We start from the raw sequence: 26,086 nt of genomic DNA on the forward strand, positions 1-26,086 counted from the left end.
TACCTTAGGTTGACCCGCAATTAATAAAAATGTACGTTTCCAGCTCAGACCGCCGCTTGGCGGAGCTTGTCGATTGGCTCAATAACGACGTCGCGCTTGATATACAGCAAATTACCCCGGCTTCCAGCGACGCCAGCTTCAGGCGGTATTTCCGAGTTGAGCACCGCGACGGCTGTCACATTGCCATGGACGCGCCGCCGGACAAGGAAAATACCGAGCCGTTCGTACGCGTCGCCGGGCTTCTGAAACCAAGTGACATCCATATCCCGAACATCTATCAACAGAACAGTCGCCAAGGTTTTCTGTTGCTGGAAGACTTGGGCTCAACGAGTTTTCTCGACCGCTTACAAACCGGCGACGCCGAACTGCTGTATAGCCAGGCCATGGACAGCTTGTTCAAACTACAAACCGGCGTAAATCCGCTTGATTGCGGCTTACCGGCTTACGACAGCGCCCTTCTGCTCCGCGAGCTAGCTATTTTTTACGAATGGTTTTTGGAAAAACTGCTGGGCATTGCGATTCCAAATACGCTCGCGACACTCCTCAACAACATTCTGATCGCTTCGGCGCTCGAACAACCGCAAGTCTGCGTACATCGGGATTTCCACTCGCGCAACCTGATGGTGTTGGAACACGACTCACCGGGGGTTATCGACTTTCAAGACGCGGTGGTTGGTCCGATCAGCTACGATTTGGTATCGCTGCTGCGTGACTGTTACATCGCTTGGCCGGACCAACAAGTCATCAGCTGGGCTAGGGATTATCACCAACGCCTCTGTGCGGCCGGATTGGTTGAGGCCGATTTCAAGCAATTCAAACGCTGGTTCGACCTGATGGGCATGCAACGCCACCTGAAAGCGGTCGGCATTTTCGCCAGACTGCATCTGCGCGACGGCAAATCCAATTATCTGACCGACATCCCGCGCACTTTGGCTTACATCTCCGGGGTTTGCGATATTTACCCCGAGCTCGCCGAGATGCGGCAGTTTCTGCGAGAACAGGTAATGCCGGCTTACCGAGTATCCGCATGAAGGCCATGATTTTAGCGGCCGGACGTGGCGAAAGAATGCGGCCTTTAACCGACCACACCCCCAAACCCTTACTGAAAGCCGCCGGTAAGGCGCTGATCGAATACACCATAGAAAATCTGGCTAACGCCGGCTTTGGCGAAATTGTCATCAACATCGCCCATCTAGGCGAGCAGATTAAAGACTACTGCGAAAGCGGTAAGCGCTGGAATGTATCGATTGTGTATTCTGATGAAGGCGAAACCGCACTGGAAACCGCCGGCGGCATTGCCAAGGCCCTGCCTTTGTTGGGCGACGAGCCGTTCCTGGTACTTAACGCCGACATTATTTGCGATTATCCCTTGACCAACCTGCGGACCAGAGCCATTGATCTCGCCCATCTGGTGATGATAAACAATCCGCCGCATCATCCGGAAGGCGATTTTTCGCTGAATGCCGACGGTTTATTGGCGGAACAAGGTTTGAACAAACTGACCTTCAGCGGTATCGGCGTTTATCACCCCAAGCTGTTTGCAAACATCCCCGCCGCCCCGTTAAAACTAAGACCGGTGTTAAACCGTGCCATGCAAGAACATCGGATTAGCGGCGAGAAATTTTCCGGCTTGTGGATGGACATAGGCACGCCGGAACGCTTGGCTGAACTGGGTAAACAATATGCTCGCGACACGAGCAGACATACCGAGGATGTCGCTAATTAGAATGGCTTGACGACAGCCAGCAAGACTATGGCGACCAAGAACAATACCGGAATCTCGTTAATCCAGCGGAAATACACATGCGAATGCCGGTTGCGATCATGCTTGAAATCCAGCAACCACTTGCCGCAAAACAAATGGTAAACCACCAGCAAGCCCAACAACCCCAACTTTAGATGCAGCCAACCACTGGCGGAATAAAGCATCCAGGCGTAATCGCCTAACATCCAAACACCAAAGATGAAGGTGACAATCATACCCGGCGTCATGATGCCGTAGTACAGCTTGCGTTCCATCACCTTGAAACGTTCGTTGCTAATACTGTCGTCACTCATTGCGTGATAAACAAATAATCTTGGCAAATAAAACAGACCGGCGAACCAGGTCACCATAAAAATCAAATGTAAGGCTTTTAACCAGAGCATGAGGTTCCAGGGGCTAACTAACGTAAAATTTCGGTGGTCACCGGCGCGGGCATAACCGGTAGAGCGGCGGGAGGCGCGACAATCAGCACCCGATTATTGCTTTGCTGCGCCTGTCTTTCCAAGGCTGCCGCCTGGCGTTGTTCCGCTTCGACTTGCTGCTGCTGCGCGATCGCGCTTTGCTTTAGAGCATTTGTCGATTCGGTTTGATTTTTCAGTATCGCATCGCGTCTTTCCGCTTCCTGCTTTGCTACTTTGGCGGCTTCCTGTTCGTTTTGCAGGGCTTCCAGCTTCGCTTTGGCCGCCGCTTCTTGGGCTTCATTGGCTTGAATATCCAACTGCACGGTTTTGTCGCTGGTTTGGCAAGGCTTGGCCTGATAAACGGTTTTACTGTCCTTACCAATACATTTGAATACTTCCGCGCTTGCCGAGTGAAAACTCAGAACCATCGCCAGCAAAATTAACACCCTCATCGCACACCTCGCCAAAACAGCATTTGCCCGGGCCATAGTTTAGGGTAAAAATCGGGTCTGTTTTCAATAGTTCGGAAAAATGCCCTCGCTAAAACAGACTAGGCAATTTTCCAGGCGGTCAAACCGTTTAGGTCCCCAGGTCTTGCTCGGTCATTTCCGCCAACGCATCGCGATGTTCGCGGCGAATCAGCATCAAGTTTCTGGCGTACACAAAAGTGCCTGGTAGCTGTCCTATGATGATGACAGGATCGACTCGGTGGATGCCGTAAGCCAACACGATAACACCGCCCGACAGACTGAAATACCAGAAACTCACAGGAATCATGCTCTTCTGGTGCCGCTCGCTGTGTATCCATTGCACGATAAAACGCATCATGAACAAGGCCTGCCCTACCAAACCGATAGTCAGCCAAATGATGTCATTCGAGTCCATCATCGATAAATGGTGCTGCCATTTATCGGCCAAATGCGTAAAAAAATAAACGATACCACTTTCATTTTCCATAATTAACGACTCCTAAAATGCGTAGTGGAACGATCCGATTGCATGCAGCGCTTAACCACGCTGAATCTCGCTGACAATCGGCAGGCTATGGCGTTTTTTCAACCAAACCACGCCCAGCAAATCGACGATGCCGACCAAGGCCCGATCCAAGGTTCCGTATTTCGACGTGCCGAAATTTCTCGGCCTATGATTCACTTTCACCGAAATGACATGCCCGCCCGCCATTCTGATTAACGCCGGCAAGAACCGATGGATATGATCGAAATACGGCAAAGCCAAAAACTTATCGCGCAAAAATAACTTCAAGCCGCAACCGGTATCCGGCGTGGCGTCATGCAAAATTGACTGCCGCACCGCGTTGGCAAATTTGGAGGAGAACTTCCGCCAACCCGTATCGTTTCGCTTATGCCGAAAACCGGCCAGCATCCACAATTGGCTGTCGTTTTGTGCATGCCAGGCCGCGACCAGATTGGGTATATCGGCCGGATCGTTCTGACCGTCGCCGTCCAAGGTGGCTATCCATGGATAGCGCGCCGCCGAGACACCGGTATGTACCGCGCGGCTTTGCCCGCAACTGCGCTGATGCGTCAACACTCGCAGTGTCGGATATTCCTGCATCGCACCTTGCAGTTTAACGCCGGTGTCATCGGTACTGCCGTCGTCCACAAAAATCATTTCATAGGCTTCCCCATCGCCCAGCGCGCGATGGATTTCCTCGATCAGCAATTCGACATTGTCCGTTTCATTGTGAACGGGGACCACTACAGAAATCTTCATATCTTGGTAAAAGTTGAAAAAGTTGTGAATTGTATCAAACGCTTATACACAGATAAGAAATTTGTACAGGTTTGAGTTATAGGGGCTTGACGTCAGCAGCCTGCCCCGCGCGCCGAAATACCAGCCAATATTCCCGGTGCGGCTGTAGGTATACGGCGTCGCTAGGCTTGTTTTTTTCCAGGGAAATCAGATAGCCGTCAGCGTGTTGTGCCGCCCAATCGGCAAGCCGTTCGCCAGGCATAACCGGCAGCGGCTGGGTTAAACGCCCCAAGAAATTGAATTGCCCTTGGTAATTGCCAACATAGACATAAGGGATGTGCTGTTCGTTATAGTTTTTTACCTGCATTGCCGCAGGCGCCAGGTTGTATGCCGGGCCGGCATAGCGGAAGAAAAATATAAATCCGACAAAAATCGCCGCCACCAATGCCGTGGATGCCGCTGCTATCGACAACCCGCGTTTAATCCAAACCGACAGCGCTAAAATGATGGCAATAGCCAGTACGCTCAAACCCCATGCAGGCTGCACAGTCTGGACCCAATTCAATTTCGACAAGCCCGGCACCTTGGGCAAATAAACTAAAAATATCCCGATTGCGCCGAACAGCACCGGCAATAACCACTCTCCGGCTAACCTCGGCTTTTCTGCGTTTTGCCCCACCACCCTGGCTACCAACAACGCAAAGGCCGGTAACATCGGCATCAAATAATGAATCTGCTTGCTGGGCAACAAGGAAAACACCACAAAGGTTGATACCAGCCAAACCAGACAGAAACGCAGGCCGCAATCCTTAAAAAATCGGCTCCCGCGCAAACTGCCCCAGAAATGCGGCCAGAACAACCAGGGGAACAAAAACATCGGCAAAAAAGGCAGATACCAGAACAGTGACCGGGTATGGATTTTGGTGCTTACTGCGCGATCAGCGGTCTGATGCCACAGGATTGCGTTGGCATATTCCTCGCCACCGGCCATGGCCGCCGGAATCGCCCAGACCAGCGCGATAGCGGCTCCGAGCAAGACTGCTACTAACAAACCGCCAAACCAGCGGGGGAAGACAATCTGACGCGGTGCCCAGACAGCTACCAAAGCCGCGGTTGGGATTAGATGCAATAAAACCACCGGCCCTTTGCTTAGAATGCCCAAGCCCATTGCTGCAGCAACCAATACCCAACCTTTACGTTCAGCTCCTTGCATAACTTCCAGCAGACCGAGCATTCCCAACAGCACCCAGCCGGTCAGCAGAATGTCAAACATGGTTGACGTGGCGAATAAAGTCCAGAGCAAGGTTGCCATCAGTATCCACGGCGCCCACAAAGCGGCTGCCGCCTGCTCCGGCCAAAGTTTTTCCGCCAATTTCCGCGTCAGCAAAAGATTTGCCAATGCTGCCAACGGCCCTACCAAACTCGGCCACCACTGATTGACGCCGAATACCCCCCAGCCGGCTTGAATCAACCAAAATAATAAAGGCGGTTTATGACTATAAGTTTCGCCATTCAAATACGGTACCAGAAAGTCGCCGCGCAGCCACATATCCCAAGCCACACTAAGATAGCGCGTTTCATCGATGGGTATTGGCGAGCGAAAATAAACGGTTGCGGTCAGCAGCAGCCAAAGCGGCAGGATGCCCCAACGGTATATCAGTTTTTCGGGTATGGTCATTGTTCTAGAAAATATCGATTCCGACCACTGGACATCCAAGCGACCAGAATCACGCCAGCGTTATGCCAAAAGATTAAGCTAGTTTCATGCCAGCAACATTACAGACGGCAAAGCCCGAAACATCTCAAGTCGAAACCAAAAGGCAACAGGATCGGTTGAAACAAACCGCTGAGCAGGTTGAATTGCCCCACTTATCATAAGGAATCAGGCGATGACTAAGCGCCATGACAGACTCTCGCCGGCTCGTAATGGCGTAATAGTTCCATCCGCATCGGCATAGGCCTCCGGTACGATCCAGGTTTGTTTTTCTAAAGTGACGCTCGCGGAGTTGCGCGGCAAACCGTAAAAATCCGCGCCGTAAAAACTGGCGAAGCCTTCCAGCTTATCCAATGCGCCAGCCTGTTCGAAGGCTTCGGCATACAATTCCAATGCCGCATGCGCACTATAACAACCGGCGCAACCGCAGCTATTTTCTTTCAATCCGGTCAAATGCGGCGCGCTGTCGGTACCGAGGAAAAATTTGGAATTACCGCTGGTAGCCGCTCTTATTAGGGATTGGCGATGATGTTCGCGCTTCAGGATAGGTAAACAGTAGAAATGCGGGCGAATACCGCCGGCCAAAATAGCATTGCGGTTGTAGAGCAGATGTTGCGGGGTGATAGTCGCGGCGACATTCGGGCCGGCGACTTGGACAAACTCTACCGCTTCCTGGGTCGTCAGGTGCTCGACAACAATGCGTAGCGCCGGGAATTGCCGGGTAAGCTTGCTTAATTTACTATCGATAAAGATTTTTTCCCGGTCGAAAATATCGTATTCAGCATCGGTGACTTCGCCGTGGATTAATAGCGGCACGCCGTATCTCTCCATCGCCGAGAATAAAGGATACGCGGCTTCAATATCGGCTACGCCGGCATCGGAATTGGTGGTCGCACCGGCTGGATACAATTTAAAGGCGTAAACATGCTCGGTATCGGCCACTTTTTTGATTTCCTCCACCGAGGTATTTGCCGTGAGATACAAGGTCATCAAGGGCTGGAATGTCGATCCTGACGGCAAAGCGGCCAAAATTTCTTGTCTGTAAAGCAAAGCCTGCGCGACCGTTGTAACCGGCGGTTTCAGATTCGGCATAATGATGGCCCGACCGAATTGCCTGGCCGTATGACCTATCACGGTTTTTAAAATACTGCCGGTCCTGACGTGCAAATGCCAATCGTCGGGTTGGCGGATGGTCAATTTATCCATAATCTCCGGGCGTTTTCATTTAAAATAGCCAGTTATTCTAACATTAAGGGCCTTGAAAATTTAAAACCCCGCCCTTAGTAAGCCGATTTAGACACTTTCAACTGGAGAAGCAGATGCCTATTTACGAATACCAATGCAATGCTTGCGGACACGAACACGAAGCACTGCAAAAATTGGGTGCCGAGCCCCTGGTCGTTTGCCCTGCCTGCAACGAAGCGGAATTAAAAAAGAAAATTTCCGCAGCCGGATTTCGTCTGAAAGGCGGCGGCTGGTATGAAACCGACTTCAAAAGCGGCACCAAGAAAAACGTGGCCGGCGAAAACAAAGCCCCCGAAAAAGCCAGCAGTTGCAGCGGCTGCCCCAACCATAACCATTAGGAAACCCGTGGTAGCTGCCAGTTTTTCCGAAACGACTAGCACGTCCTAATTTTTACCTATCCCCCGTATTTTGATTAACCCGAGAACAACTATGCGTAGCCACAAGTGTGGAGAACTGAACACCCAACATTTAGGTCAAACCGTTGCCCTGTGCGGCTGGGTTCATCGTCGCCGTGACCACGGCGGCGTTATTTTTATCGACTTGAGAGACCGCGCCGGCCTGGTGCAAGTGGTGTTCGATCCCGATATGGCCGAAAGCTTTGCGATTGCCGAACACGTGCGCAGCGAGTATGTACTGCGTATCGAAGGCATCGTCCGCGACCGCCCGGAAGGCACGCATAATCCGAATATGTCCACCGGCCAAATCGAAGTACTGGGTAAGCATATCGAAGTATTGAACGAGTCGGAAACGCCGCCGTTCCCGTTGGAAAGCGACATCGAAGTCAACGAGGAAACTCGGCTGCGCTTCCGTTACATCGACTTGCGCCGCACCGCGATGCAACAAAAAATGAAGGTCCGCCGCGACGTCACCCGCAATCTGCGTCAGTATTTGGACGATCACGAATTTTTCGAAATCGAAACACCCTACCTGACCAAGGCTACGCCGGAAGGCGCTCGCGATTACATCGTGCCCAGCCGCACTCACCCAAACTCGTTCTTTGCCTTACCGCAGTCGCCGCAGCTCTACAAACAGCTGCTGATGATCGCCGGCATGGATCGCTATTATCAAGTGGTGCGCTGTTTCCGCGACGAAGACTTGCGCGCCGACCGTCAGCCGGAATTTACCCAGCTGGATATCGAAACCTCGTTCATGAATGAACAAGACATTATGGCGATTATGGAAGAAATGATCCGCCGCTTGTTCAAAGACATTATCGATGTTGATCTGGGTGAGCAATTCCCGGTGATCAGTTACTCGGAAGCAATGCGCCGCTACGGCTCCGACCGCCCGGATCTGCGTATCCCGCTGGAACTGGTGGACATTGCCGAGGAAATGAAAGGCGTTGATTTCAAAGTCTTCTCCGGCCCGGCCAACGATCCGAACGGCCGCGTAGTTGCGATGCGCCTGCCGGAAGGCGGCGACTTGAGCCGTAGCGTGATCGACGAGTTGACCAAATTCGTCGGCATTTACGGCGCCAAAGGTTTGGCTTATATCAAAGTTAACGACTTGGCCGCTGGCGTCGAAGGCTTGCAATCGCCTATCGTCAAATTTGCTCCAGCCGAAGTCTGGGCCAAAGTGATGGAGAAAGTCGGCGCGCAAAACGGCGACTTGATTTTCTTCGGTGCCGACAAAACTCATATCGTTAACGAAGCGATGGGCGCATTGCGAGTTAAATTAGGCTTGGACCGCAACCTGTTGACCGGCCCCTGGAAACCTTTGTGGGTCGTGGATTTCCCGATGTTTGCCTGGGACGAGAAAGCCCAACGCTTCACCGCGATTCACCATCCGTTTACCGCGCCAAGCTGCTCTGTGGAAGATTTGGTCGCCAATCCCGGCACGGCCTTGTCGCGCGCTTACGATTTGGTACTGAACGGCACCGAAGTAGGCGGCGGCTCAATCCGGATCAACCGCACCGCGATGCAACAAACCGTATTCGACATTCTTGGCATCGGCCACGAAGAAGCCCGCGAAAAATTCGGCTTCCTGTTGGATGCCTTGAAATACGGCGCGCCGCCCCACGGCGGTATCGCGTTTGGTTTGGACCGTTTGGTGATGTTGATGACCGGTGCCAGCTCGATTCGTGATGTCATTGCATTCCCGAAAACCCAGACGGCCGCTTGCCCGTTATTCAATGCGCCAGCCTTGGTCAGCGACGAGCAGTTAAAGGAACTGGGCATCAGACTGCGTAACCCTGCCGGCAAGACCGAAAAGCAGGATTAAGCCAAATCTGAGGGCGGACACACTTGTCCGCCCTTTCTTCTTGTTAAAACACTTATCTTAGTAAGCTTACCACCGGCAATACCTTGCCAAACAGTCAACAAAGGTATTGATATACGTCAAAAAAACGCGCCAAATACTCGTTGACTTTTTTTGCCATATTGATAAGTTAATCACGTTATTTTTATTGAATAACAGATCCCGGTTGCGGATCTTCGCATGGCATACGGATTACCGCCCAACACTCCGAATGAGGAGGGGGATGCTATGAATAAAATAACTCCACATCTACTTCGCGATTTGAACGCCACTCTTCCTGAGGGTGCAGAGTGCTATCTGTGCGGCGCAGTCAGAAGAGCGCTAAACAATTATCGCAAGGGTCGCGAACCAGTGGCTTACCTGGAAAAAGATCAAGCTCTACCCGTGCTGGCGCATCGCCTTGGCCGCGGCCTTAGACGCTTTTTCGAAGACGACATACAAACGGCGCTAGATGCCGCAGACCACCCGGACCAACAAAAAAGTTCGCTAAGCTGGCCCTACTAGGCAAATCGATTAATCGTTTTTAGGGAAACCTACCGACTACATCCCCCTTCGGCGAAGGGGGAGTTTTTTCAGACTTTTCAAGATTTAGCCTCAAAGGGCGCGACTGGAAAAGCCAGCACATCACTAATAGACGCACTGCCCAGAGCAATCATCAGCAACCGGTCCAGGCCTATCGCTACCCCGCTGCAATCCGGCAAACCGAATTTCAATGCCTGCAAAAATGCGTCGTCCTTAGCAACCGCCGGCAAACCATGACTTAGCCGATAGGCAATTTCCTTATCAAAACGCGCTTCCTGTTCAAGCGGATCGGCGAGTTCATAAAAACCATTGCCCAGTTCCACGCCATTGATGAACACTTCAAAACGCTCACTAATCCGCGAATCATCGACATTCAAGCGCGCCAGCGAAGACTGGATGGCCGGATAGCCATGCAGCAGATAAATCGTATCCTTATCCATCATCTGCTGGACGCGATGGCTAAAAATGAAATCCAGCCATAAGGCATGATCGTCCCCGCATAGTTCAACAGCCTCCGGAAGCGAATTCGCGGCTGCACAGTCTCGATAGTCCTCAACGGAAAAAATCAAAGGATCCAAGCCGGTGGAATCCAAAAATAGCTGTTGGTAGCTGATTTGCTTGGTTGGCAATACGGCAGAAAAGGACTGCAATAGCTGCTGCAACAATTCGGCAACTTCCACCATTAATTGCCGCAAATCGTAGCCAACCCGATACCATTCCAAAATCGTGAATTCCGGATTGTGATAGCGTCCGGCTTCGCCGTTCCTAAACGCCTTGCAGACCTGATAAATACTGCCGCTGCCCGCGGCCAACAGCCGCTTCATCGCGAACTCCGGCGACGTTTGTAGAAACAGGGTTGGTCTGTTGGGGGGGAAATTAAATTGACTGCTGAAAAAATCCAGCTGCGGATCGGTGCCGGTAGCCGGGCACAGTAGCGGCGTTTCGACTTCCAGCACATCCCGTGCCTCGAAAAAACGCCGTATCGCCGCCAGCATTTGCGCGCGAGTGCGCAAATGCTCAATTGGGCAGCTCGGCTGCCAGCTTACCGTCACTCTTTAACGCGGGAAACGTACTCGCCGGTACGGGTATCGACTTTGATCACTTCGCCGATTTGCACAAACAAGGGTACGCGCACCACGGCACCGGATTCCAGCGTGGCCGGTTTGCCGCCGCCACCCGAGGTATCGCCTTTCAGGCCGGGATCGGTTTCGGTGATGGTTAATTCCACAAAGTTCGGTGGCGTTACCGACAACGGTGAGTCGTTCCACAGGGTCATTGTGCAAACATCTTGTTCTTTCAGCCATTTGATAGCGTCGGATACAGCGTTTTTATCGGCTTGATACTGTTCGAAGGTATCGGGCACCATGAAATGCCAGAACTCGCCATCGCTGTACAAATATTGCATTTCTTTATCAACGACATCCGCACCTTCCACGGTATCGCCGGATTTGAAGGTACGCTCGATGACCCGGCCGGTTTTCAGATTTCTGATCCTGACTCGATTGAACGCCTGCCCTTTACCCGGCTTAACAAACTCGTTTTCGATAATCGAACAAGGGTCGTTGTCCAGCATGATTTTCAAACCGCCCTTGAACTCGTTGGTGCTAAAAGTCGCCATTTTTTCCTCGTGAAACAAATAATAGTCGGACGATTATAATGGATAAGATTTTTAATCGGAAACCGGAGCAGCATTGAACACCCAAACCGCCGGCTGGCAACAGGCACTTGCCGAGGCATTTACCAGCGTCGAAGCCCTTTGTGACTATCTGCATATTCCAACAGACAGCGTGGCATTGCTACCGGATTTCAAAGCCTTTCCGCTTCGTGTCCCGCGCGGCTTTGCCGATTGCATGCGCCCCGGCGATCCGAAAGACCCCTTGCTAAGACAAGTGCTGCCGACTCAGAACGAACTGATCGACTATCCGGGCTACAGCCATGACCCGGTGGGCGATCTCGGCGCGGTCGCCGAAGCCGGCATCATTCATAAGTATCATGGCCGAGTATTGTTGATTAGCACCGGCGCTTGCGCAGTGCACTGCCGGTATTGTTTTCGGCGCAATTTCCCTTATGCGGAGTTGCAGTTGTCGACACAAAAAGTCCAACAAGCACTTAGCTACATTATCAACCATCCGGAAATCAGCGAAGTAATCCTCAGCGGCGGCGACCCCTTGCTGCTAAATGACGAAAAACTCGGCCAGCTACTGGAAAAACTAGGGGAGATTGAACATGTCAAACGTATTCGTATTCATAGCCGGGTGCCCATCGTGTTGCCGATGCGCGTCACCCAACAACTGTTGAACGCCTTATCCAGCCTATCGCAACAAATTGTGCTGGTATTTCATGCCAATCATGCTAATGAGCTGAGCCCTGCTGTTGGTGCGGTTTGTAGCGATTTACGCCGCCACGGCATCACTTTATTAAATCAAAGCGTCCTGTTGAAGGGGATTAACGATGCTGGCACGACGCTCTGCGCACTGAGCGAGAAGCTGTTTGAGCTGGGCATTTTGCCTTACTACCTGCATGTGCTGGATCACGCCAGCGGCACCGGCCATTTTGAAGTATCCGAAACCGCCGCTAGGCAATTACTAGTAGATATGCAAAGCCATCTGCCCGGCTATCTGGTTCCTAAACTGGTTAAAGAACGGGCCGGAGCAGCGTATAAAATCCCAATTTGCTGACCACCGGACAGTTTTCCGGCGACATGGATTCACATTTGCCGATAGCCGGGCTAAGATTTTTCCCGACCCTCCCGGTTTGATTCCCGACATCAGCAAACTATGACAGATAAACTCGCAAACACTGCCAATCAGATACGCCGGTTCGTGCTGGTAGCAGTGTGTTTACTGTTGATATGCGAGATTACCGTTGTGCTGTATCAGAGCATAAATGGCTCTGGGGAACTGACCGAAGTATTGATAGTTTTGCTGCCTGGACTGGCTGTCTTGCTGATTTTTAGCGAACTGTTGTCGAATCGGCAACATCCGTCATCCGGACTGGCGCCAATCGGCAACTTTTACGACCATATCGCCCAATCCGCCATCGTGGTGGATAATCGGGGCATCATTCGTAATGCCAACCAGGCTGCGGCTTTGTCGGTGGGCAAGTCCCCAGGGGAATTAGCGGGACAAGCTATACACGCCTGGTTTCACCCGACCAACCATGCCGAAACAGCATGTCCCTTATGCCAACATATCAAGGCCGGCAAGGCTATGCCCGCTAGCGACTTTGCCTTTCCAAATCAAACTTGGCAGCAAATCTCGCTTACCCGCCTGTCCACGCATAACAACAGCGAATTAATCCAGTTCCATATCGACATCACACCTCGGAAGCAAATTGAGGAACAATTGGCCCTGGTAATAGACGGCGCCCAGTTAGGCTATTGGGACTGGAATTATCTAAGTGGCAAACATTCCGTGAATCAACGCTGGCTGGAAATGCTCGGCCTCAGCCATGACGAACTGGATAACTATGTCAGCGACTGGGACAAACGCCTGCATCCGGACGACAGACAACGAGTTAAAGAGGTGGTTGCCAAGCACATAGAGTCCGGCCGTCCCTATGTAGTGGAATTTCGCATGCGCCACAAACTCGGCCATTGGGTATGGATACAAGGGTCCGGCGCCGTTGTAGCCCACGACCCTGTCAGCGGCGGCCCCAGCCGGCTATGCGGCACGCACCAAGACATCAGCGTGCGTAAGCAGTCGGAGTACAATCTGCAACGCGCCTATCAAATTATTAGCCAGAGCGCCGCAGTGGTATTGAAATGGAATAATTCGGAAGGATTACCGATAGAATTCGCCACTGAGAATGCCCGCCAGCTGTTCGGCTATAATGTCGAACAATTGATAACCGGCAATCTGTTTTATCTCAACCTGGTCCATCCCGACGATGTCGGGGTTTTCCTTCGCGAAATAAGCACCTGCCGCAACGATCCGGACTGTTCCGAAATAGCGCATCAACCCTATCGCATCGTCACCCAAAACGGCGGCATAAAATGGGTGCAAGACCGAAAAATGGTGGTGCGCAACGAGCAAGGCAGGATTATCGATTATCAGGGTCTGGTTACCGACATCACTCAGCAGCGCCAGCAAACTAGCGTGATTAGGAATATCGTATCCAGTAACCAGCCGCAAAATGCTAGTTCGCTATTGGATAATCTGACTCTATTGACCGTAGAAACCCTGGGAGCCGACTTTGCATTAATTGCCGAAACACTGGACAGTGGACGCGCCCGCAGCCTATCGCTTTGCGCAAAAGGCAAAATTGTCGGTAATCGCGAATTTAGCCTGGATAACTCGCCTTGCCGCGAGGTTGCCGCTGGGGCTATTTGTTGCGTCGAACACAATGTAGCCGAGCAATTCCCCGACGCCGACTGGCTGCGGCGCCAACAAATTCAAGGTTATCTGGGCATTCCATTGCTCGACAAACAACAAAATAGTTTCGGATTTATATCGGTATCCTACTGTCGGCCAATTCCTGATACCAACTTTGCCACAGACACCCTGAAATTATTTGCGTTGCAAATTACCGCCGAGTTGGAACGCAGCCGCGCCATCAATGCACTGCAAGACCAAAAACAACGCTTACTGGATGCGCAAAGTATTTCCCATATTGGAGACTGGCATTGGCATTTGCCGGATAATCACTTTAGCTGGTCGGACGAAATGTATCGGATTACTGCAACCAGTAAAGTTGTTTTTACCCCCACCTTTTCCAGCATTTTAAGCACACTGGTTCACCCGGACGACCAAAGCTTTTTTAAAACGGCGATGCAAAACGCGATCAGTAGCGGCAGTATCGATTTCAGACATCGGATCGTTCTCGGTAACGACCAAGTTCGTCATGTCCATCAGCGTGGACAAGTTATTCGCGACCTCAGTGATAAAATCACTGGCGTTCAAGGCACCATGCAAGACATCACCGACCGGCTGCAAACCGAGCAAAGGCTGCTGGAAGCCAAGCAGCAGGCGGAACAGGCGACACGAGTAAAATCCGAATTTCTCGCCAATATGAGCCACGAAATCCGCACGCCGATGAATGCCATTATCGGCTTGGTTGAATTATGTCTGAACAGCAGTATCACCGCAAAACAGCGCGACTACCTGGAAAGAGTGGAAACCGCCTCGCGCTCGTTGATGACCATCATTGACGATATTCTGGATTTTTCCAAAATGGAAGCCGGAAAAATGCATCTGGAATCCGTACCTTTTTTACTGGGAGAAATGCTGGATAAGGTGTTTTCCACGATGTCCGAACTCTGCGCCAGCAAAGGCATAGAATTGATTCGCCCGCCAGAGACTCAAACTTTTCTCCCTGTCGTTGGCGACCCACAGCGTCTAAGACAAATTTTTATCAATCTGATCGGGAACGCGATCAAGTTTACCGAACATGGCGAGGTAAAAGTCGCGCTCACCGAGCTTAGGCGCTCCGCGCAACAGACTTGTTTGCAGTTTAGTATCAGCGACACCGGCATCGGTATGAATGCGGAAAAACAAGCCAAACTATTCCAGGCATTCAGCCAAGGCGACAGTAGTGTTACGCGCCATTACGGCGGCACAGGCTTGGGCCTGATCATTTCCAAACAATTGGTAGAACAAATGGGCGGAACGATAAGCGTCTCCAGCCAAGAAAACCTCGGCTCGACGTTTACCTTTAGCGTCAAACTCGGCATCACCAGCCTCGCGTCGATACGCAACGCGCAATACCAACAAAAGCTCCCCCTCGATACCAGTAAATTGCAGCATATCAGCGGCGCCAGAGTTTTGCTGGTTGAAGATAACGAGGTAAATCGAATTGTAGCCATCGAACTGCTGGAACAAGCGCATTTGCTAGTCGACGTGGCCGAAAACGGCGAAATTGCCTTGAGCAAACTGCAACAAACCGCTTACGACTGCGTGTTAATGGATGTGCAAATGCCGGTAATGGATGGCTATCAAACCACCAAGCTGATACGAGCCATGCCCGGTTGCCAAACCTTGCCGGTCATAGCGATGACCGCCAACGCGATGAGCAATGATCGCAACAGGTGCTTTCAAGCCGATATGGACGATTTCATTAGTAAACCGATATTGCCGGAGACGCTTTACGCCACGCTGGCGAAGTGGATTCTACCCCGAGCTGACGGAAAGACCCTGACCTCTCCGAACAGCGAGGAGCCGGAAAGTCATCCGCTGCCTTATCTTTACGGCATAGACACCTTCGCCGGATTACAACATACGGCCGGCAATCTAACCGTTTATCGAAAAGTATTACTAAAATTTGCTGAAAATCATGCGGATACAATGAACGAAATCGGCCAAGCCTTCACACACAACCAGTACGACAAAGCATATCAATTAGTCCATACTTTGAAAGGTTTGGTCGGCTCGCTCGGCGCGCTACAATTGCAAAGCCACTTAGTACGGCTGGAAGAGTCGCTAATAGATTTCCGCCCCAATATTGCCGATGTCCCGCATATCGATAGCAATATTGCAGCGACAACACTGGAGATGACCAAGGTTATCAGTAGTATCAACAGTAATTTGGCCAACAGCGAGAGCCTCGGCAATGGTGAACCGCGCTATTCGACACTGGAAACTCGACAACAATTGGCCATATTGATAGATAAACTGCAAACCTTCGATTCCGACTCGGACCAGCAACTTGATCGGATTATGCGCCATATCGATGAAAAAGCCCTGTTGCAAACCTTATTGCCCATCAAAAAACAAATTGCCAATTACCAGTTTGTAGATGCCGCGCAAGCTCTCAATCACATACTGGAACATGGGATATAGGAAAATGGAAAATAGAAACACGCATACCATTCTGGCGGTGGATGATAGCCCGGAAAATCTGGATCTTATCAAGAACATTCTCGAACCCCATTACACGGTAAAAGTAGCCGTGCATAGCGAACTGGCTTTACATATCGCCACCAGCCAACTTCCCGACCTGATCCTGCTGGACATCATGCTGGACGACATGGATGGTTATGAAATATGCCATCAGCTCAAGTCGGCGGATAAAACCCGCAATATTCCGATTATTTTCCTCACCGCCAAACATTCGGAAGAAGATGAGGTGCATGGCTTTCGAATAGGCGGTAGCGACTACATCACCAAACCGTTTTCGCCATCCATTGTGTTAGCCAGAGTACGAACCCAAATTCAGCTAAAAACCAAATCCGATTTGTTGGAAAAACTGGCATCGCTGGACGGACTGACGGAAATCCCCAATCGCAGAGCATTTGACGCCGCCCTGGAACGCCAATGGAATCAGTCCAAACGCACGGGCATGCCGCTCTCGTTGTTAATAGCCGATATCGACAATTTCAAACAATTTAACGACTACTTTGGGCATCCCATGGGCGACGAATGCCTGAAAACGGTGGCGCGCGCCTTACAAAAAATTACCCATAGGCCCGAAGACTTAGTGGCAAGACTGGGCGGTGAGGAGTTCTCCATCCTGCTTCCCAACACCGACAGCATAGGCGCCCTAATGCGTGCCGAGCAGTACCGCGAAACCATAGAGAATCTAAAGATACGCCATACGCAGAACAACCCAAACACTTTCGTGACCATATCCATCGGCGTTGCGACCTTACAGGCCCACACATTCGACGATGTTGCCAGTTTACTGAAAGCGGCGGACGACGCGTTGTATCAGGCCAAGCATCAAGGAAGAAATCGCATCTGCGCGAATAACTTATCCAACAGCGGTTAATTTAAAGATCTGCGCGTCGTTAGCGTTTCGGAAAGCGTCTATAATCCTCGCTAATTCACTCAATACCTCATTACCCCGGCTTTTTGTTTATGCATCTTTACCTCGACTTTAATGCTTCCTATCTTGCCGCGTTTGTAATGGGTTTATTCAGCAGCCTGCATTGCATAGGCATGTGCGGCTCCATTATTGGCACCCTAACTTACAGTCTTAAACCCGAACTTCGCAACGATAAACGCCGTCTGTTCGGTATCGTGTTGAATTACAACATCGGGAGGGTTCTCAGCTACGCGATGGCCGGCGCCTTAGTTGGAGTCCTGGAGGCCTTCTTAACGCTACCTTTTGCTCAAGGCCAAGCGCACAGATTTTTGCAGCTCCTCTCGGCCGTGGTGATGGCAGGTGCCGGACTTTACCTCGGCGGTTGGTTCCCTTACTTTGCCTACATAGAAAAAATGGGCGCACGCTTCTGGAAACTGATCGAACCATTCGGCCGCCGATTGATTCCGGTACAAAACCGCACCCAAGCTTTGTTGTTTGGTATGGTGTGGGGCTGGCTGCCCTGCGGCCTGATTTATACGGCATTGGCACTAGCAGTTACCACGGGCAGCATTACCCACAGCGCACTCACGATGTTGGCTTTTGGATTGGGCACTTTACCTGCCGTGATGGGTGTCGGTATAATGACCTCATTACTGGCGAGGCTTTCTAAAATCCGGCACTTTAAACACGCGGTGGCAGCCTTGTTTATTATCTTTGCGTTATTGGCAGCCTTCCCATGGCTCTACCCTATGCGCGTTGAACACATCATGACGTTTTGAGAGGTTTTACAGTGGATAACTTCGATCCTATTATTGGACAATCTCCCGCAATCGAAGCATTGATTCGTAGCGCTCGTATCGTTGCTGCGACCGACGTTACCGTGCTGATCAAAGGTGAAACCGGCACGGGAAAAGAAGTACTGGCAACGGCAATTCAAAAGGATAGCCCGCGCGCAAATAAACCCTTCATCGCCTTAAATTGCGCAGCACTCCCTGAAGGTCTGGTTGAATCAGAAATATTCGGCCATAAGAAAGGTGCTTTTACCGGCGCGGTATCGGACAAGCAAGGACTGTTTCAGGCAGCCGATGGCGGTACTTTATTTCTGGACGAAATAAACTCTTTACCCTTGGGGATCCAAGCAAAACTTTTACGTTTCCTTGAATCCGGAGAATGTTTGCCGGTCGGCGGCACCAAACCCTATATGGTCAATGTGCGCGTTATTGCGGCCTCCAATGCCGACCTCACCAAACTGATAGAAAACGGTCAGTTTCGTCAGGACTTGTATTTCCGCTTAAATGTAGTGCCTCTGGAATTGCCGGCATTGCATCAGCGCACCGAAGATATCGAAATACTGGCCAAACACTTTTTCACGCACTTCTCAGCCGCGCATTCGCTGGAACCGCCTACATTCAGCAGACAAGCCATAAAAACGTTGCGCAGTTACAAATGGCCGGGCAATGTACGTGAATTGCGAAATCTTTGTGAAAGACTAAGCATTCTGTTGTCGGGCAAAGTAATCGAGCCGGAAAATCTGCCCCACGAATTCAACCGTAGCGCAATAACAGTCAGTTCCGACTTTACTTTGCCGGAGTTGGGGTTACAACTTGATGCGCTGGAAGCAGACATGATTCTGCAAGCCTTGAACAGAACCAAGGGCAATCGCAGCAAATCGGCGCGCTTATTGGGCATTTCCAGAGATACCTTGCTTTACCGTATTCAAAAACACGGCTTGGCAACACACTAACCCCTACAGTTTACCGGGGCTGCACGTGCTACCCCGGCCCTCCTGAACAGCTAACGCCGCCTTATCCACTGCACGGTAACATTATCGCTTTTACCCTGGGCGCGTAATACAGCCATTTTTGCCATCTTTTGCAACTCCGGCTTCCCGCTACCCTCTTGCGATAACGCCAACAACTCCGGCTCCTTTACAAATTCCCAGAAACCGTCGCTACAGAGCACAAAGGTTTCGCCGCTTTTCATCGGTGGGAAACTGGCTATATCGACCGCAGGCGCGCTCAGCACATTAATACTACGCGTAAGCTTATGCTGGTCGGGATGAACCCCCATTTCCCATTCGCTGATTTTGCCCTCGTTAAACAGTTGTTGGGGCACCGAATGATCTTTTGTACGCCATAAGACTTGCTCGGGATTGATACGATAGACCCTGGAGTCGCCACAATGAGCCACTATCGTCCGCTCCTGGTCCAAATAGAGAATTGCGCAGGTGGTGTGCGCATCGCTTGCAAACGGATCGCCGGCAAACAATTCACTCATATTCCTGACAGCTTCGGCTACCCAAACAGCCATCACCGTCTCGGCCTTCGCTGATGATATATGCCCATGATATTTTTCCGCCAAGGCAATCAAGCTACGGCAAAAAAATTGTGAGGCCTTTTCGCCGGAGTAATGCCCACCCAAGCCGTCAGCGACAACAAATACCGCGTAATCAGCGCACACCCGGTGGGCCATACAATCCTGATTAACCTCGCGATTGCCTATCGAGGTTAATTGATAAAACTCGAGCTCTTTCTGCATGCAATCAACCGTGTAAACGCGACTCCCGCATTACCCGCTTCATATCCCTAACCGCGTTTTCCAAGCCGGAAAACAAAGCCTGCGCAATCAGGGAATGACCTATATTTAATTCGACAATCTGCTCGATCCGACAAATCGCCTCGACATTGGCGATATTCAATCCGTGGCCGGCATTGACTTGCAATCCTGCCTGGTGCGCATAAGCCGCAGCCGTGCGGATTCTTTGCAATTCTTCCTCTCTCTCAACCTTGCCCACGGCGTCCGCATAGCGGCCGGTATGTAACTCCACCACCGGCGCACCAGCCTCAACCGCCGCGTCGATTTGCCGGCAGTCCGGATCGATAAATAAGGATACTTCTATATTGGCATCCGCCAATCGCCGGCAGGCAGAACGCATTTTACCGGCGGCGCCCGCCACATCCAGACCGCCCTCGGTGGTCAATTCCTCACGGCGTTCCGGTACTAAACAACAAGCTTGCGGCTCGACCTTAACCGCCAACGCCAACATAGCATCGGTCACGGCCATTTCCAGATTCAGCCGGGTATGCAACATATCCTTTAGCAAATAAATATCTCTGTCCTGAATATGCCGTCTGTCTTCGCGCAAATGTGCGGTAATGCCGTCGGCACCGGCTTGCTCGGCGACCAGCGCAGCCTGCACCGGCTCGGGATAACGAGTACCTCTAGCCTGACGTAAGGTCGCAACATGGTCGATGTTGACGCCCAATAAGATGATTTGTTTTTCCATTGAATATAAGTCCGCAAGCGGATGAGTAAGATGGATGAAAAACGGTAAACCCGTCCTGAGTTTCGTCTTTCGCCTACAAATACTTAATGATTTTTGCCAGTACATCCCGGCTTTTCAGCGGTCTGCCTTGCAAATGTCCATCCAGCATTTTTCTGAAGAGTAGTTTGGCTTCAAGCAAAGCGCGGCCTTCCAGCGCCCCTCTTGCGGCCAAGATTGATAAGGTTTCACCGCCGACCAAGCCTTCGTTATCCGCGACTATGCCGAAATCCGCTAAAAAATTATAGCGTTGCCCTGTCATTATTGGATTACCGTTCGCTTCGGAGTCCATCGCAACGGCGTAACCCGCCTCTTGCAATAAATCCAGCTCAAAATAACGCAGAGCCTGCTCGATACGCTCACCAAGCAATAAATCACCCAGGCAACGCTCGTAGCAACTAAATATCTCGGGTTGAGGATCGTATTTGTGCACAAATATCTGCACCAGCTCGTTCACATAAAATCCGCAGTACAAAGCCAAGCGCTCTAAAGGATAGCTGTCGACGTATTCCACTTGAGAAAGAACTTTTAATTCAGTTTTATCGACAAAAGACAGCCGCAGCGCACTGAAAGGCAACAACAAGCCGGCGATTTTCGACTTTTCCTTACGCACACCCTTGGCGATCATGGAAACCACGCCAAAATCCCGGGTAAAAACATCTAACAATACGCTGGTTTCCCGGTATGGCCGATGCTGGAGCACAAACGCCGGCTGCAAATAAACGGCCGAACCATTCATTAATTACCAAAATCGCTAAAACCTAAACTCTGTAAGGCGCGCTCGTTATCCGACCAGCCCTTTTTCACTTTAACCCATAGTTCCAGATAAACTTTTTGACCGATCAACTTTTCAATATCGACGCGCGCTTCGCTACCGACTTTTTTCAGCATTTCGCCTTGCTTACCGATGACGATGCTTTTTTGGCTATCCCGCTCTACCAAAATCGCTGCGTATATTTTGCAAAGTTCCGGAAACTCTTCATAACGTTCAATTTCCACGGTCAGCGCGTAAGGTAATTCGTCACCCAAACGGCGGGTCAGTTTTTCGCGAATAATTTCGGCGGCAAAAAAGCGCTCCGGCCTGTCGGTGATTTGATCTTCCGGGTAAATCAGCTCGGATTCAGGCAACAGGGCCATGATGTGCTGCTCCAGGACATCAAGATTGGTATTTTTCAATGCCGAAACCGGCACGATGTGCTGAAACGGATATTTTTGCTGAGCCTCGGCGAAGAATTTCAGCACTGCATCCTTATCCTTGATTTTATCGACCTTGTTGATCGCCAAGATAACCGGTAGTCCGGCTCGCTCGAGTTTCTGGAAAATCTTCTCGTCGTACTCGTGCCAATACAAGCCGTCCAGCAGCCAAATCACCACATCGACTCCCAGCAAGGTGCTGTCCGCAGTCTTGTTCAGATAACGGTTCAATACCTTTTTTTCGTCGCTGTGCATGCCCGGTGTGTCCATAAAGATGGCCTGCCCGGCGGCTGTCGTCTTGATACCCAGAATTCGATGCCGGGTGGTTTGCGGCTTTCTTGAGGTGATACTGAGTTTCTGACCCAGCAAGTGATTCATCAACGTCGATTTGCCCACATTGGGCCTACCGATTAAAGCAACATATCCGCAGTTCATTTATCCCTGGATTGTAAAAAATTTAACATATTTTCGGCAGCTGCCTGCTCGGCCTTTTTTCGGGAAATACCGACCCCGTTACGGGTTTCCGGCGTTAATGCGATAGTGCATTTCACTTCAAAGGTTTGCGCGTGATCCGCGCCGGACATACTGACTAATTCGTAAATCGGCAATGGCTTACGGCTGGCTTGCATCAATTCCTGCAACCGGGTTTTCGGGTCTTTGGTCCAATCGTCTACTTTCAGCGCGGCCAGCTTGTCATCGAATAATCGTAGTATCCATTGCTGACAGACATCCACTCCTTGGTCTTTCAGCAAGGCACCCATGATAGCTTCCAATGCATCCGACAGAATCGAGTCTCGACGAAAACCGCCGCTTTTCAGTTCGCCGGAACCTAGAATCAGATAGTCGCCGATATTATGCTGCCGAGCCACTTCCGCCAGCGAATTTTGGTTGACTAGACTGGCACGTAGTCGGCTTAAGGCGCCCTCTCCTGCTTCGGGGAACAGTTCGTATAATTTTTGGGCGATTACGAAGCCCAGCACGGAATCGCCCAGATATTCCAGGCGCTCATTGTTTTTGGCGCCCATGCTGCGATGAGTCAAAGCCATCGCAAATAAGCTGGGATCGTTAAACGTTAAACCCAACTTGCCGGCAAGAATTTCCGGTTTTTTAATCACCTGTTGCCAGCTTCGAATCCCTCGTGGAATTCAACCAACACACTCAAATTACCCATAATGGGTTCCACTCTCTCATAGTCGATATCAACCCGCACATAGCCGGGTTGCGCAACGATTTTGATATTGTCATTGGTCACGTGCTCTACATAATTCATATCAAAGCGTTTTTCCAAGCTACCTTTTATATCAGACTTAGTTTTAGTCACTATATCGGTGGTGTTTTCCACTGCTTTCAAGGCGTTTACCACCCGGCTATGATTGATGTAAATCGGGGCAATTTTTAGAATCAATAGGGTAAAGAAACCAATCAGCGCCAAGATAAAGGCAATAGACAGAAAGGTTAAACCGCGTTGTTTTTTTATTGATGACGGCATAACGCTACCCCCGCGAAAAATTAGAAATAAACCAGCGACTATCGAAAATCCACCGCAATAAGCATCGTTTTGTCGGATTATCCCGCAGTAAACCGCTCAACGCAGTACTGTACCAAGCCGGTCGAAAGCAATGCCGCTATTTTGCCAGTCCCAATTCATCCAGATAAAAAAGGCTCTACCAACCAGATTGGCTTCAGGTACCGTGCCCCAATAACGACTGTCGTTGCTGTTATCGCGGTTATCGCCCATGACGAAATATTGGCCCTGCGGGACCACAAATACATCCTCAACAGACGAGGCGCCGCGACTCACCAGGATGGAATGTTCAATCCCCAACAAATCCTCTTCCAAACGCTCGGCACCGGTCATATTGCTGCCCTGCCCGACGCCCTGATAGCGCCCCAGCGACACTTGCTTGGCAGGAACGCCGTTAACGTGAAGCTTTTTGTCAAAGTAAGCGATGCGGTCCCCCGGCAAACCAATCACCCGTTTGATGTAATCGACTTCCGGTTGTTTCGGAAACCGAAACACCACGATGTCGCCGCGCTTCGGTTCGCCCACTTCGATAACCTTGGTGTTCAGAACCGGTAAGCGCACCCCGTAACTGAATTTATTCACCAAAATAAAATCGCCGACCAGCAATGTCGGCATCATCGATCCCGACGGAATCCGGAACGGTTCGAACAGAAATGAGCGCAGCAACAGTACGATCAATACCACCGGGAAAAACGAGCGGGCATATTCGACCAGTAGCGGCTCGCTTTCGGTAGGATAAGGCAAATTGGCCCGCTTCAAATACAAGCAATACCCGCCCCAGACAACACCGGTTACAAAACTGGCTACCACCAGAAAAAATGAAAAATCGTAATCCATAATTGATCGTTATTATTCTTTATTGACCTGCAACACCGCCAGGAAGGCTTCCTGCGGAATCTCGATACTACCCACCTGCTTCATCCGCTTCTTACCGGCCTTCTGTTTTTCAAGCAGCTTTTTCTTACGGGTAATGTCGCCACCATAACACTTGGCTGTGACATTTTTGCGCATGGCTTTTACGGTAGAGCGTGCGATCACCTTAGCGCCTATAGCAGCCTGAATCGCCACTTCGTACATCTGCCGCGGAATCAGGTCTTTCATCTTTTCCACCAGGTCGCGACCGCGATTCTGGCTCAAATCTCGATGCACAATGATAGACAAGGCATCGACTTTGTCGCCGTTGATCAACACATCCAGTTTTACCAGCGGTGCCGGTTCGAAACGCAGAAACTCATAGTCAAATGACGCATAACCACGACTGACCGACTTAAGACGATCAAAGAAATCCAAGACCACTTCGCTCATCGGTAACTCATAACTCAGAGACACCTGGCTACCGGCATATTGCATGTTTTTCTGTACGCCACGCTTTTCGATGCATAAATTGATCACATTGCCCAAATAGGCTTGCGGCACCAATATATTAGCTAAAATGATCGGCTCACGAATCTCGACAATAGTACCGACATCGGGCAACTTGGCCGGGTTATCGACCATGACGATTTCGCCGCCATGGGTTTCGACTTCGTAAATGACGGTCGGCGCGGTGGTGATTAAATCGATGTTGTATTCACGCTCCAGCCGCTCCTGAACGATTTCCATGTGTAGCATGCCCAGGAAGCCGCAACGAAACCCAAAGCCCAAGGCTTGCGAGGTTTCCGGCTCGTAATTCAATGCCGAGTCGTTAAGACGCAGCTTATCCAAGGCTTCCCGCATCGCGCCAAAATCGTCGGAACTGACCGGATACAAACCGGCGAATACTCTGGGCTGAACTTTCTCGAAGCCTGGCAAGGCTTCGGTGGCGGGATTGTCTGTCGCGGTAATGGTATCCCCTACCGGCGCGCCGAAAATATCCTTGATGCCCGCAACGATGAAGCCCACTTCGCCAGTGTGTAACTGCTGCTTCTCCAGCTGTTTTGGTGTGTAGACACCCAGTTTCTCGACCAAAAACGATTTACCGGTAGACATCACGGTAATCTTTTGTTTCTTGCGAAGATTGCCGTTAACGATACGCACCAGCGAGACCACGCCCAGATAATTGTCGAACCAGGAATCGATGATTAAAGCCTGTAACGGCGCATTTTCATCGCCGGCAGGTGGTGGAATCTTTTGAATCAATTGATCCAGCACCGCTTCGACGCCGATGCCGGTCTTGGCACTAATCTTTAAGGCTTCGTCAGCGGGAATGCCGATGACATTCTCGATTTCTTCCATCACCCGTTCCGGCTCGGCGGAGGGCAAATCGATCTTGTTCAGCACCGGCACCACTTCCAAACCTTGTTCGATGGCGGTGTAGCAATTGGCCACGCTTTGCGCTTCCACGCCTTGCGCGGCATCGACCACCAGTAAGGCACCTTCGCAGGCTGCCAAGGAACGTGAGACTTCATAGGAAAAATCCACGTGCCCCGGTGTGTCGATAAAATTCAGTTGATAGGTTACGCCGTCGCTGGCTTTGTAATCCAGGGTGACGCTTTGCGCCTTGATGGTGATGCCGCGTTCCCGTTCCAGATCCATGGAATCGAGTACTTGCGCCTCCATTTCCCGGTCGCTTAATCCGCCACAAATTTGAATGAATCGGTCTGCCAATGTCGATTTCCCGTGATCGATATGGGCAATGATGGAGAAATTTCTGATATTTTTTTGATCCACTTAGCTTCTAGTTAATTCGTTAGGTTTACAGAATAAATGC

The 26,086-nt window shown here is 50.9% G+C and carries 26 protein-coding genes; 10 read left to right on the plus strand and 16 right to left on the minus strand.

Translation table 11 applies throughout. The annotated features are described in order from the left end of the window. The first annotated feature begins 29 nt into the window (after nucleotides 1–29). Nucleotides 30–1,031, plus strand: a complete 1,002-nt coding sequence (locus tag NP589_RS04840) for an aminoglycoside phosphotransferase family protein (protein WP_256605973.1) — start codon at nucleotides 30–32, stop codon at nucleotides 1,029–1,031. Continuing rightward, a complete protein-coding gene (gene murU, locus NP589_RS04845) occupies nucleotides 1,028–1,726 on the plus strand; it encodes an N-acetylmuramate alpha-1-phosphate uridylyltransferase MurU (RefSeq protein WP_256605974.1) in 699 nt (232 codons plus the stop codon). Before NP589_RS04840 ends, murU begins: the two co-directional genes overlap by 4 nt. Here murU and hemJ read toward each other — a convergent pair. The 6 genes from hemJ to pyrC form a co-directional block, all read right to left on the minus strand. Next, nucleotides 1,723–2,148 carry a protoporphyrinogen oxidase HemJ gene (gene hemJ, locus NP589_RS04850; protein ID WP_256605975.1) on the minus strand — a complete coding sequence of 142 codons (426 nt, stop codon included), beginning with the start codon at nucleotides 2,146–2,148 and terminating at the stop codon, nucleotides 1,723–1,725. The two genes, murU and hemJ, sit on opposite strands and share 4 nt — an antisense overlap. A gap of 17 nt (nucleotides 2,149–2,165) precedes the next feature. Then, nucleotides 2,166–2,618 carry a DUF4124 domain-containing protein gene (locus tag NP589_RS04855; protein ID WP_256605976.1) on the minus strand — a complete coding sequence of 151 codons (453 nt, stop codon included), beginning with the start codon at nucleotides 2,616–2,618 and terminating at the stop codon, nucleotides 2,166–2,168. 127 nt (nucleotides 2,619–2,745) lie between these two features. Then, the gene (locus NP589_RS04860) at nucleotides 2,746–3,123 is read right to left on the minus strand and encodes a lipid-A-disaccharide synthase N-terminal domain-containing protein (RefSeq protein ID WP_256605977.1); all 378 of its coding nucleotides are present in this window, start codon (nucleotides 3,121–3,123) and stop codon (nucleotides 2,746–2,748) included. Between the two features lie 51 nt (nucleotides 3,124–3,174). Then, entirely contained in the window at nucleotides 3,175–3,900 is a 726-nt protein-coding gene (locus NP589_RS04865; protein ID WP_256605978.1) for a glycosyltransferase family 2 protein, read from the minus strand. A gap of 76 nt (nucleotides 3,901–3,976) precedes the next feature. Continuing rightward, the gene (locus tag NP589_RS04870) at nucleotides 3,977–5,557 is read right to left on the minus strand and encodes an ArnT family glycosyltransferase (RefSeq protein ID WP_256605979.1); all 1,581 of its coding nucleotides are present in this window, start codon (nucleotides 5,555–5,557) and stop codon (nucleotides 3,977–3,979) included. Between the two features lie 204 nt (nucleotides 5,558–5,761). Continuing rightward, the gene (gene pyrC / locus NP589_RS04875) at nucleotides 5,762–6,799 is read right to left on the minus strand and encodes a dihydroorotase (protein ID WP_256605980.1); all 1,038 of its coding nucleotides are present in this window, start codon (nucleotides 6,797–6,799) and stop codon (nucleotides 5,762–5,764) included. Nucleotides 6,800–6,912: 113 nt separating this feature from the next. Between pyrC and NP589_RS04880 the strand changes: the two genes are divergently transcribed. The 3 genes from NP589_RS04880 to NP589_RS04890 all read left to right on the plus strand — a co-directional run bounded on the left by NP589_RS04880 (nucleotide 6,913) and on the right by NP589_RS04890 (nucleotide 9,598). Beyond that, nucleotides 6,913–7,176: an FmdB family zinc ribbon protein gene (locus NP589_RS04880; protein WP_256605981.1), complete on the plus strand. Its 264-nt coding sequence runs from the start codon at nucleotides 6,913–6,915 to the stop codon at nucleotides 7,174–7,176. A 91-nt stretch (nucleotides 7,177–7,267) separates the two neighbouring features. Further along, entirely contained in the window at nucleotides 7,268–9,058 is a 1,791-nt protein-coding gene (gene aspS, locus NP589_RS04885; protein ID WP_256605982.1) for an aspartate--tRNA ligase, read from the plus strand. A 264-nt stretch (nucleotides 9,059–9,322) separates the two neighbouring features. Beyond that, nucleotides 9,323–9,598, plus strand: coding sequence for a hypothetical protein (locus tag NP589_RS04890; RefSeq protein ID WP_256605983.1), 276 nt, complete (start codon nucleotides 9,323–9,325; stop codon nucleotides 9,596–9,598). Between the two features lie 77 nt (nucleotides 9,599–9,675). Here NP589_RS04890 and epmA read toward each other — a convergent pair whose 3' ends face one another. Both epmA and efp read right to left on the minus strand, forming a co-directional pair. Continuing rightward, complete coding sequence (gene epmA / locus NP589_RS04895) at nucleotides 9,676–10,668, minus strand: EF-P lysine aminoacylase EpmA (protein ID WP_256605984.1); 993 nt, start codon at nucleotides 10,666–10,668, stop codon at nucleotides 9,676–9,678. Further along, the gene (efp, locus tag NP589_RS04900) at nucleotides 10,665–11,234 is read right to left on the minus strand and encodes an elongation factor P (RefSeq protein WP_020485302.1); all 570 of its coding nucleotides are present in this window, start codon (nucleotides 11,232–11,234) and stop codon (nucleotides 10,665–10,667) included. The genes epmA and efp overlap by 4 nt, the downstream gene beginning before the upstream one ends. 73 nt (nucleotides 11,235–11,307) lie before the next feature. Here efp and epmB point away from each other — a divergent pair, with 73 nt between their 5' ends. From epmB to NP589_RS04925, 5 genes are all read left to right on the plus strand, one after another. Next, nucleotides 11,308–12,294: an EF-P beta-lysylation protein EpmB gene (gene epmB / locus NP589_RS04905; protein ID WP_256605985.1), complete on the plus strand. Its 987-nt coding sequence runs from the start codon at nucleotides 11,308–11,310 to the stop codon at nucleotides 12,292–12,294. Nucleotides 12,295–12,393: 99 nt separating this feature from the next. Next, nucleotides 12,394–16,392: a PAS domain-containing protein gene (locus NP589_RS04910; RefSeq protein WP_256605986.1), complete on the plus strand. Its 3,999-nt coding sequence runs from the start codon at nucleotides 12,394–12,396 to the stop codon at nucleotides 16,390–16,392. A 4-nt stretch (nucleotides 16,393–16,396) separates the two neighbouring features. Further along, nucleotides 16,397–17,320, plus strand: coding sequence for a diguanylate cyclase domain-containing protein (locus tag NP589_RS04915; RefSeq protein WP_064037849.1), 924 nt, complete (start codon nucleotides 16,397–16,399; stop codon nucleotides 17,318–17,320). Nucleotides 17,321–17,409: 89 nt separating this feature from the next. Continuing rightward, nucleotides 17,410–18,135, plus strand: a complete 726-nt coding sequence (locus NP589_RS04920) for a sulfite exporter TauE/SafE family protein (RefSeq protein ID WP_020485298.1) — start codon at nucleotides 17,410–17,412, stop codon at nucleotides 18,133–18,135. Nucleotides 18,136–18,146: 11 nt separating this feature from the next. Continuing rightward, the gene (locus NP589_RS04925) at nucleotides 18,147–19,100 is read left to right on the plus strand and encodes a sigma-54 interaction domain-containing protein (protein WP_064007775.1); all 954 of its coding nucleotides are present in this window, start codon (nucleotides 18,147–18,149) and stop codon (nucleotides 19,098–19,100) included. A gap of 50 nt (nucleotides 19,101–19,150) precedes the next feature. Here the strand turns inward: NP589_RS04925 and NP589_RS04930 are convergent, their stop codons facing one another. From NP589_RS04930 to lepA, 8 genes are all read right to left on the minus strand, one after another. Then, entirely contained in the window at nucleotides 19,151–19,894 is a 744-nt protein-coding gene (locus tag NP589_RS04930; RefSeq protein WP_256605987.1) for a PP2C family protein-serine/threonine phosphatase, read from the minus strand. Nucleotides 19,895–19,898: 4 nt separating this feature from the next. Next, nucleotides 19,899–20,642 carry a pyridoxine 5'-phosphate synthase gene (gene pdxJ / locus NP589_RS04935; protein WP_256605988.1) on the minus strand — a complete coding sequence of 248 codons (744 nt, stop codon included), beginning with the start codon at nucleotides 20,640–20,642 and terminating at the stop codon, nucleotides 19,899–19,901. Between the two features lie 73 nt (nucleotides 20,643–20,715). Continuing rightward, nucleotides 20,716–21,417, minus strand: coding sequence for a DNA repair protein RecO (recO, locus tag NP589_RS04940; protein ID WP_256605989.1), 702 nt, complete (start codon nucleotides 21,415–21,417; stop codon nucleotides 20,716–20,718). After that, a complete protein-coding gene (gene era, locus NP589_RS04945; RefSeq protein WP_256605990.1) occupies nucleotides 21,417–22,307 on the minus strand; it encodes a GTPase Era in 891 nt (296 codons plus the stop codon). Before era ends, recO begins: the two co-directional genes overlap by 1 nt. Continuing rightward, nucleotides 22,304–22,987 carry a ribonuclease III gene (gene rnc / locus NP589_RS04950; protein ID WP_256605991.1) on the minus strand — a complete coding sequence of 228 codons (684 nt, stop codon included), beginning with the start codon at nucleotides 22,985–22,987 and terminating at the stop codon, nucleotides 22,304–22,306. Before rnc ends, era begins: the two co-directional genes overlap by 4 nt. Continuing rightward, nucleotides 22,984–23,361 (minus strand): DUF4845 domain-containing protein, encoded by a 378-nt coding sequence (locus tag NP589_RS04955; protein ID WP_256605992.1) that lies wholly within the window; start codon nucleotides 23,359–23,361, stop codon nucleotides 22,984–22,986. The genes rnc and NP589_RS04955 overlap by 4 nt, the downstream gene beginning before the upstream one ends. Nucleotides 23,362–23,457: 96 nt before the next feature. Continuing rightward, nucleotides 23,458–24,234: a signal peptidase I gene (gene lepB, locus NP589_RS04960; protein ID WP_256605993.1), complete on the minus strand. Its 777-nt coding sequence runs from the start codon at nucleotides 24,232–24,234 to the stop codon at nucleotides 23,458–23,460. A gap of 12 nt (nucleotides 24,235–24,246) precedes the next feature. Further along, on the minus strand, nucleotides 24,247–26,046 hold the full coding sequence (gene lepA, locus NP589_RS04965; protein WP_256605994.1) for a translation elongation factor 4: 1,800 nt from the start codon (nucleotides 26,044–26,046) through the stop codon (nucleotides 24,247–24,249). Nucleotides 26,047–26,086: the final 40 nt, after the last annotated feature.

It is taken from the genome of Methylomonas rosea, assembly GCF_024505055.1.
GTDB classification, from domain to species: Bacteria; Pseudomonadota; Gammaproteobacteria; order Methylococcales; family Methylomonadaceae; genus Methylomonas; species Methylomonas rosea.

Coding starts and splice junctions, on each gene's coding strand:
- pyrC (WP_256605980.1), bottom strand. CDS start 6,799: ATGGATAAATTGACCATCCGCCAACCCGACGATTGGCATTTGCACGTC.
- murU (WP_256605974.1), top strand. CDS start 1,028: ATGAAGGCCATGATTTTAGCGGCCGGACGTGGCGAAAGAATGCGGCCT.
- aspS (WP_256605982.1), top strand. CDS start 7,268: ATGCGTAGCCACAAGTGTGGAGAACTGAACACCCAACATTTAGGTCAA.
- NP589_RS04915 (WP_064037849.1), top strand. CDS start 16,397: ATGGAAAATAGAAACACGCATACCATTCTGGCGGTGGATGATAGCCCG.
- efp (WP_020485302.1), bottom strand. CDS start 11,234: ATGGCGACTTTTAGCACCAACGAGTTCAAGGGCGGTTTGAAAATCATG.
- NP589_RS04930 (WP_256605987.1), bottom strand. CDS start 19,894: ATGCAGAAAGAGCTCGAGTTTTATCAATTAACCTCGATAGGCAATCGC.
- NP589_RS04920 (WP_020485298.1), top strand. CDS start 17,410: ATGCATCTTTACCTCGACTTTAATGCTTCCTATCTTGCCGCGTTTGTA.
- NP589_RS04910 (WP_256605986.1), top strand. CDS start 12,394: ATGACAGATAAACTCGCAAACACTGCCAATCAGATACGCCGGTTCGTG.
- NP589_RS04880 (WP_256605981.1), top strand. CDS start 6,913: ATGCCTATTTACGAATACCAATGCAATGCTTGCGGACACGAACACGAA.
- NP589_RS04890 (WP_256605983.1), top strand. CDS start 9,323: ATGAATAAAATAACTCCACATCTACTTCGCGATTTGAACGCCACTCTT.
- recO (WP_256605989.1), bottom strand. CDS start 21,417: ATGAATGGTTCGGCCGTTTATTTGCAGCCGGCGTTTGTGCTCCAGCAT.
- pdxJ (WP_256605988.1), bottom strand. CDS start 20,642: ATGGAAAAACAAATCATCTTATTGGGCGTCAACATCGACCATGTTGCG.
- lepB (WP_256605993.1), bottom strand. CDS start 24,234: ATGGATTACGATTTTTCATTTTTTCTGGTGGTAGCCAGTTTTGTAACC.
- NP589_RS04855 (WP_256605976.1), bottom strand. CDS start 2,618: ATGAGGGTGTTAATTTTGCTGGCGATGGTTCTGAGTTTTCACTCGGCA.
- NP589_RS04870 (WP_256605979.1), bottom strand. CDS start 5,557: ATGACCATACCCGAAAAACTGATATACCGTTGGGGCATCCTGCCGCTT.
- NP589_RS04860 (WP_256605977.1), bottom strand. CDS start 3,123: ATGGAAAATGAAAGTGGTATCGTTTATTTTTTTACGCATTTGGCCGAT.
- era (WP_256605990.1), bottom strand. CDS start 22,307: ATGAACTGCGGATATGTTGCTTTAATCGGTAGGCCCAATGTGGGCAAA.
- NP589_RS04865 (WP_256605978.1), bottom strand. CDS start 3,900: ATGAAGATTTCTGTAGTGGTCCCCGTTCACAATGAAACGGACAATGTC.
- NP589_RS04955 (WP_256605992.1), bottom strand. CDS start 23,361: ATGCCGTCATCAATAAAAAAACAACGCGGTTTAACCTTTCTGTCTATT.
- NP589_RS04840 (WP_256605973.1), top strand. CDS start 30: ATGTACGTTTCCAGCTCAGACCGCCGCTTGGCGGAGCTTGTCGATTGG.
- hemJ (WP_256605975.1), bottom strand. CDS start 2,148: ATGCTCTGGTTAAAAGCCTTACATTTGATTTTTATGGTGACCTGGTTC.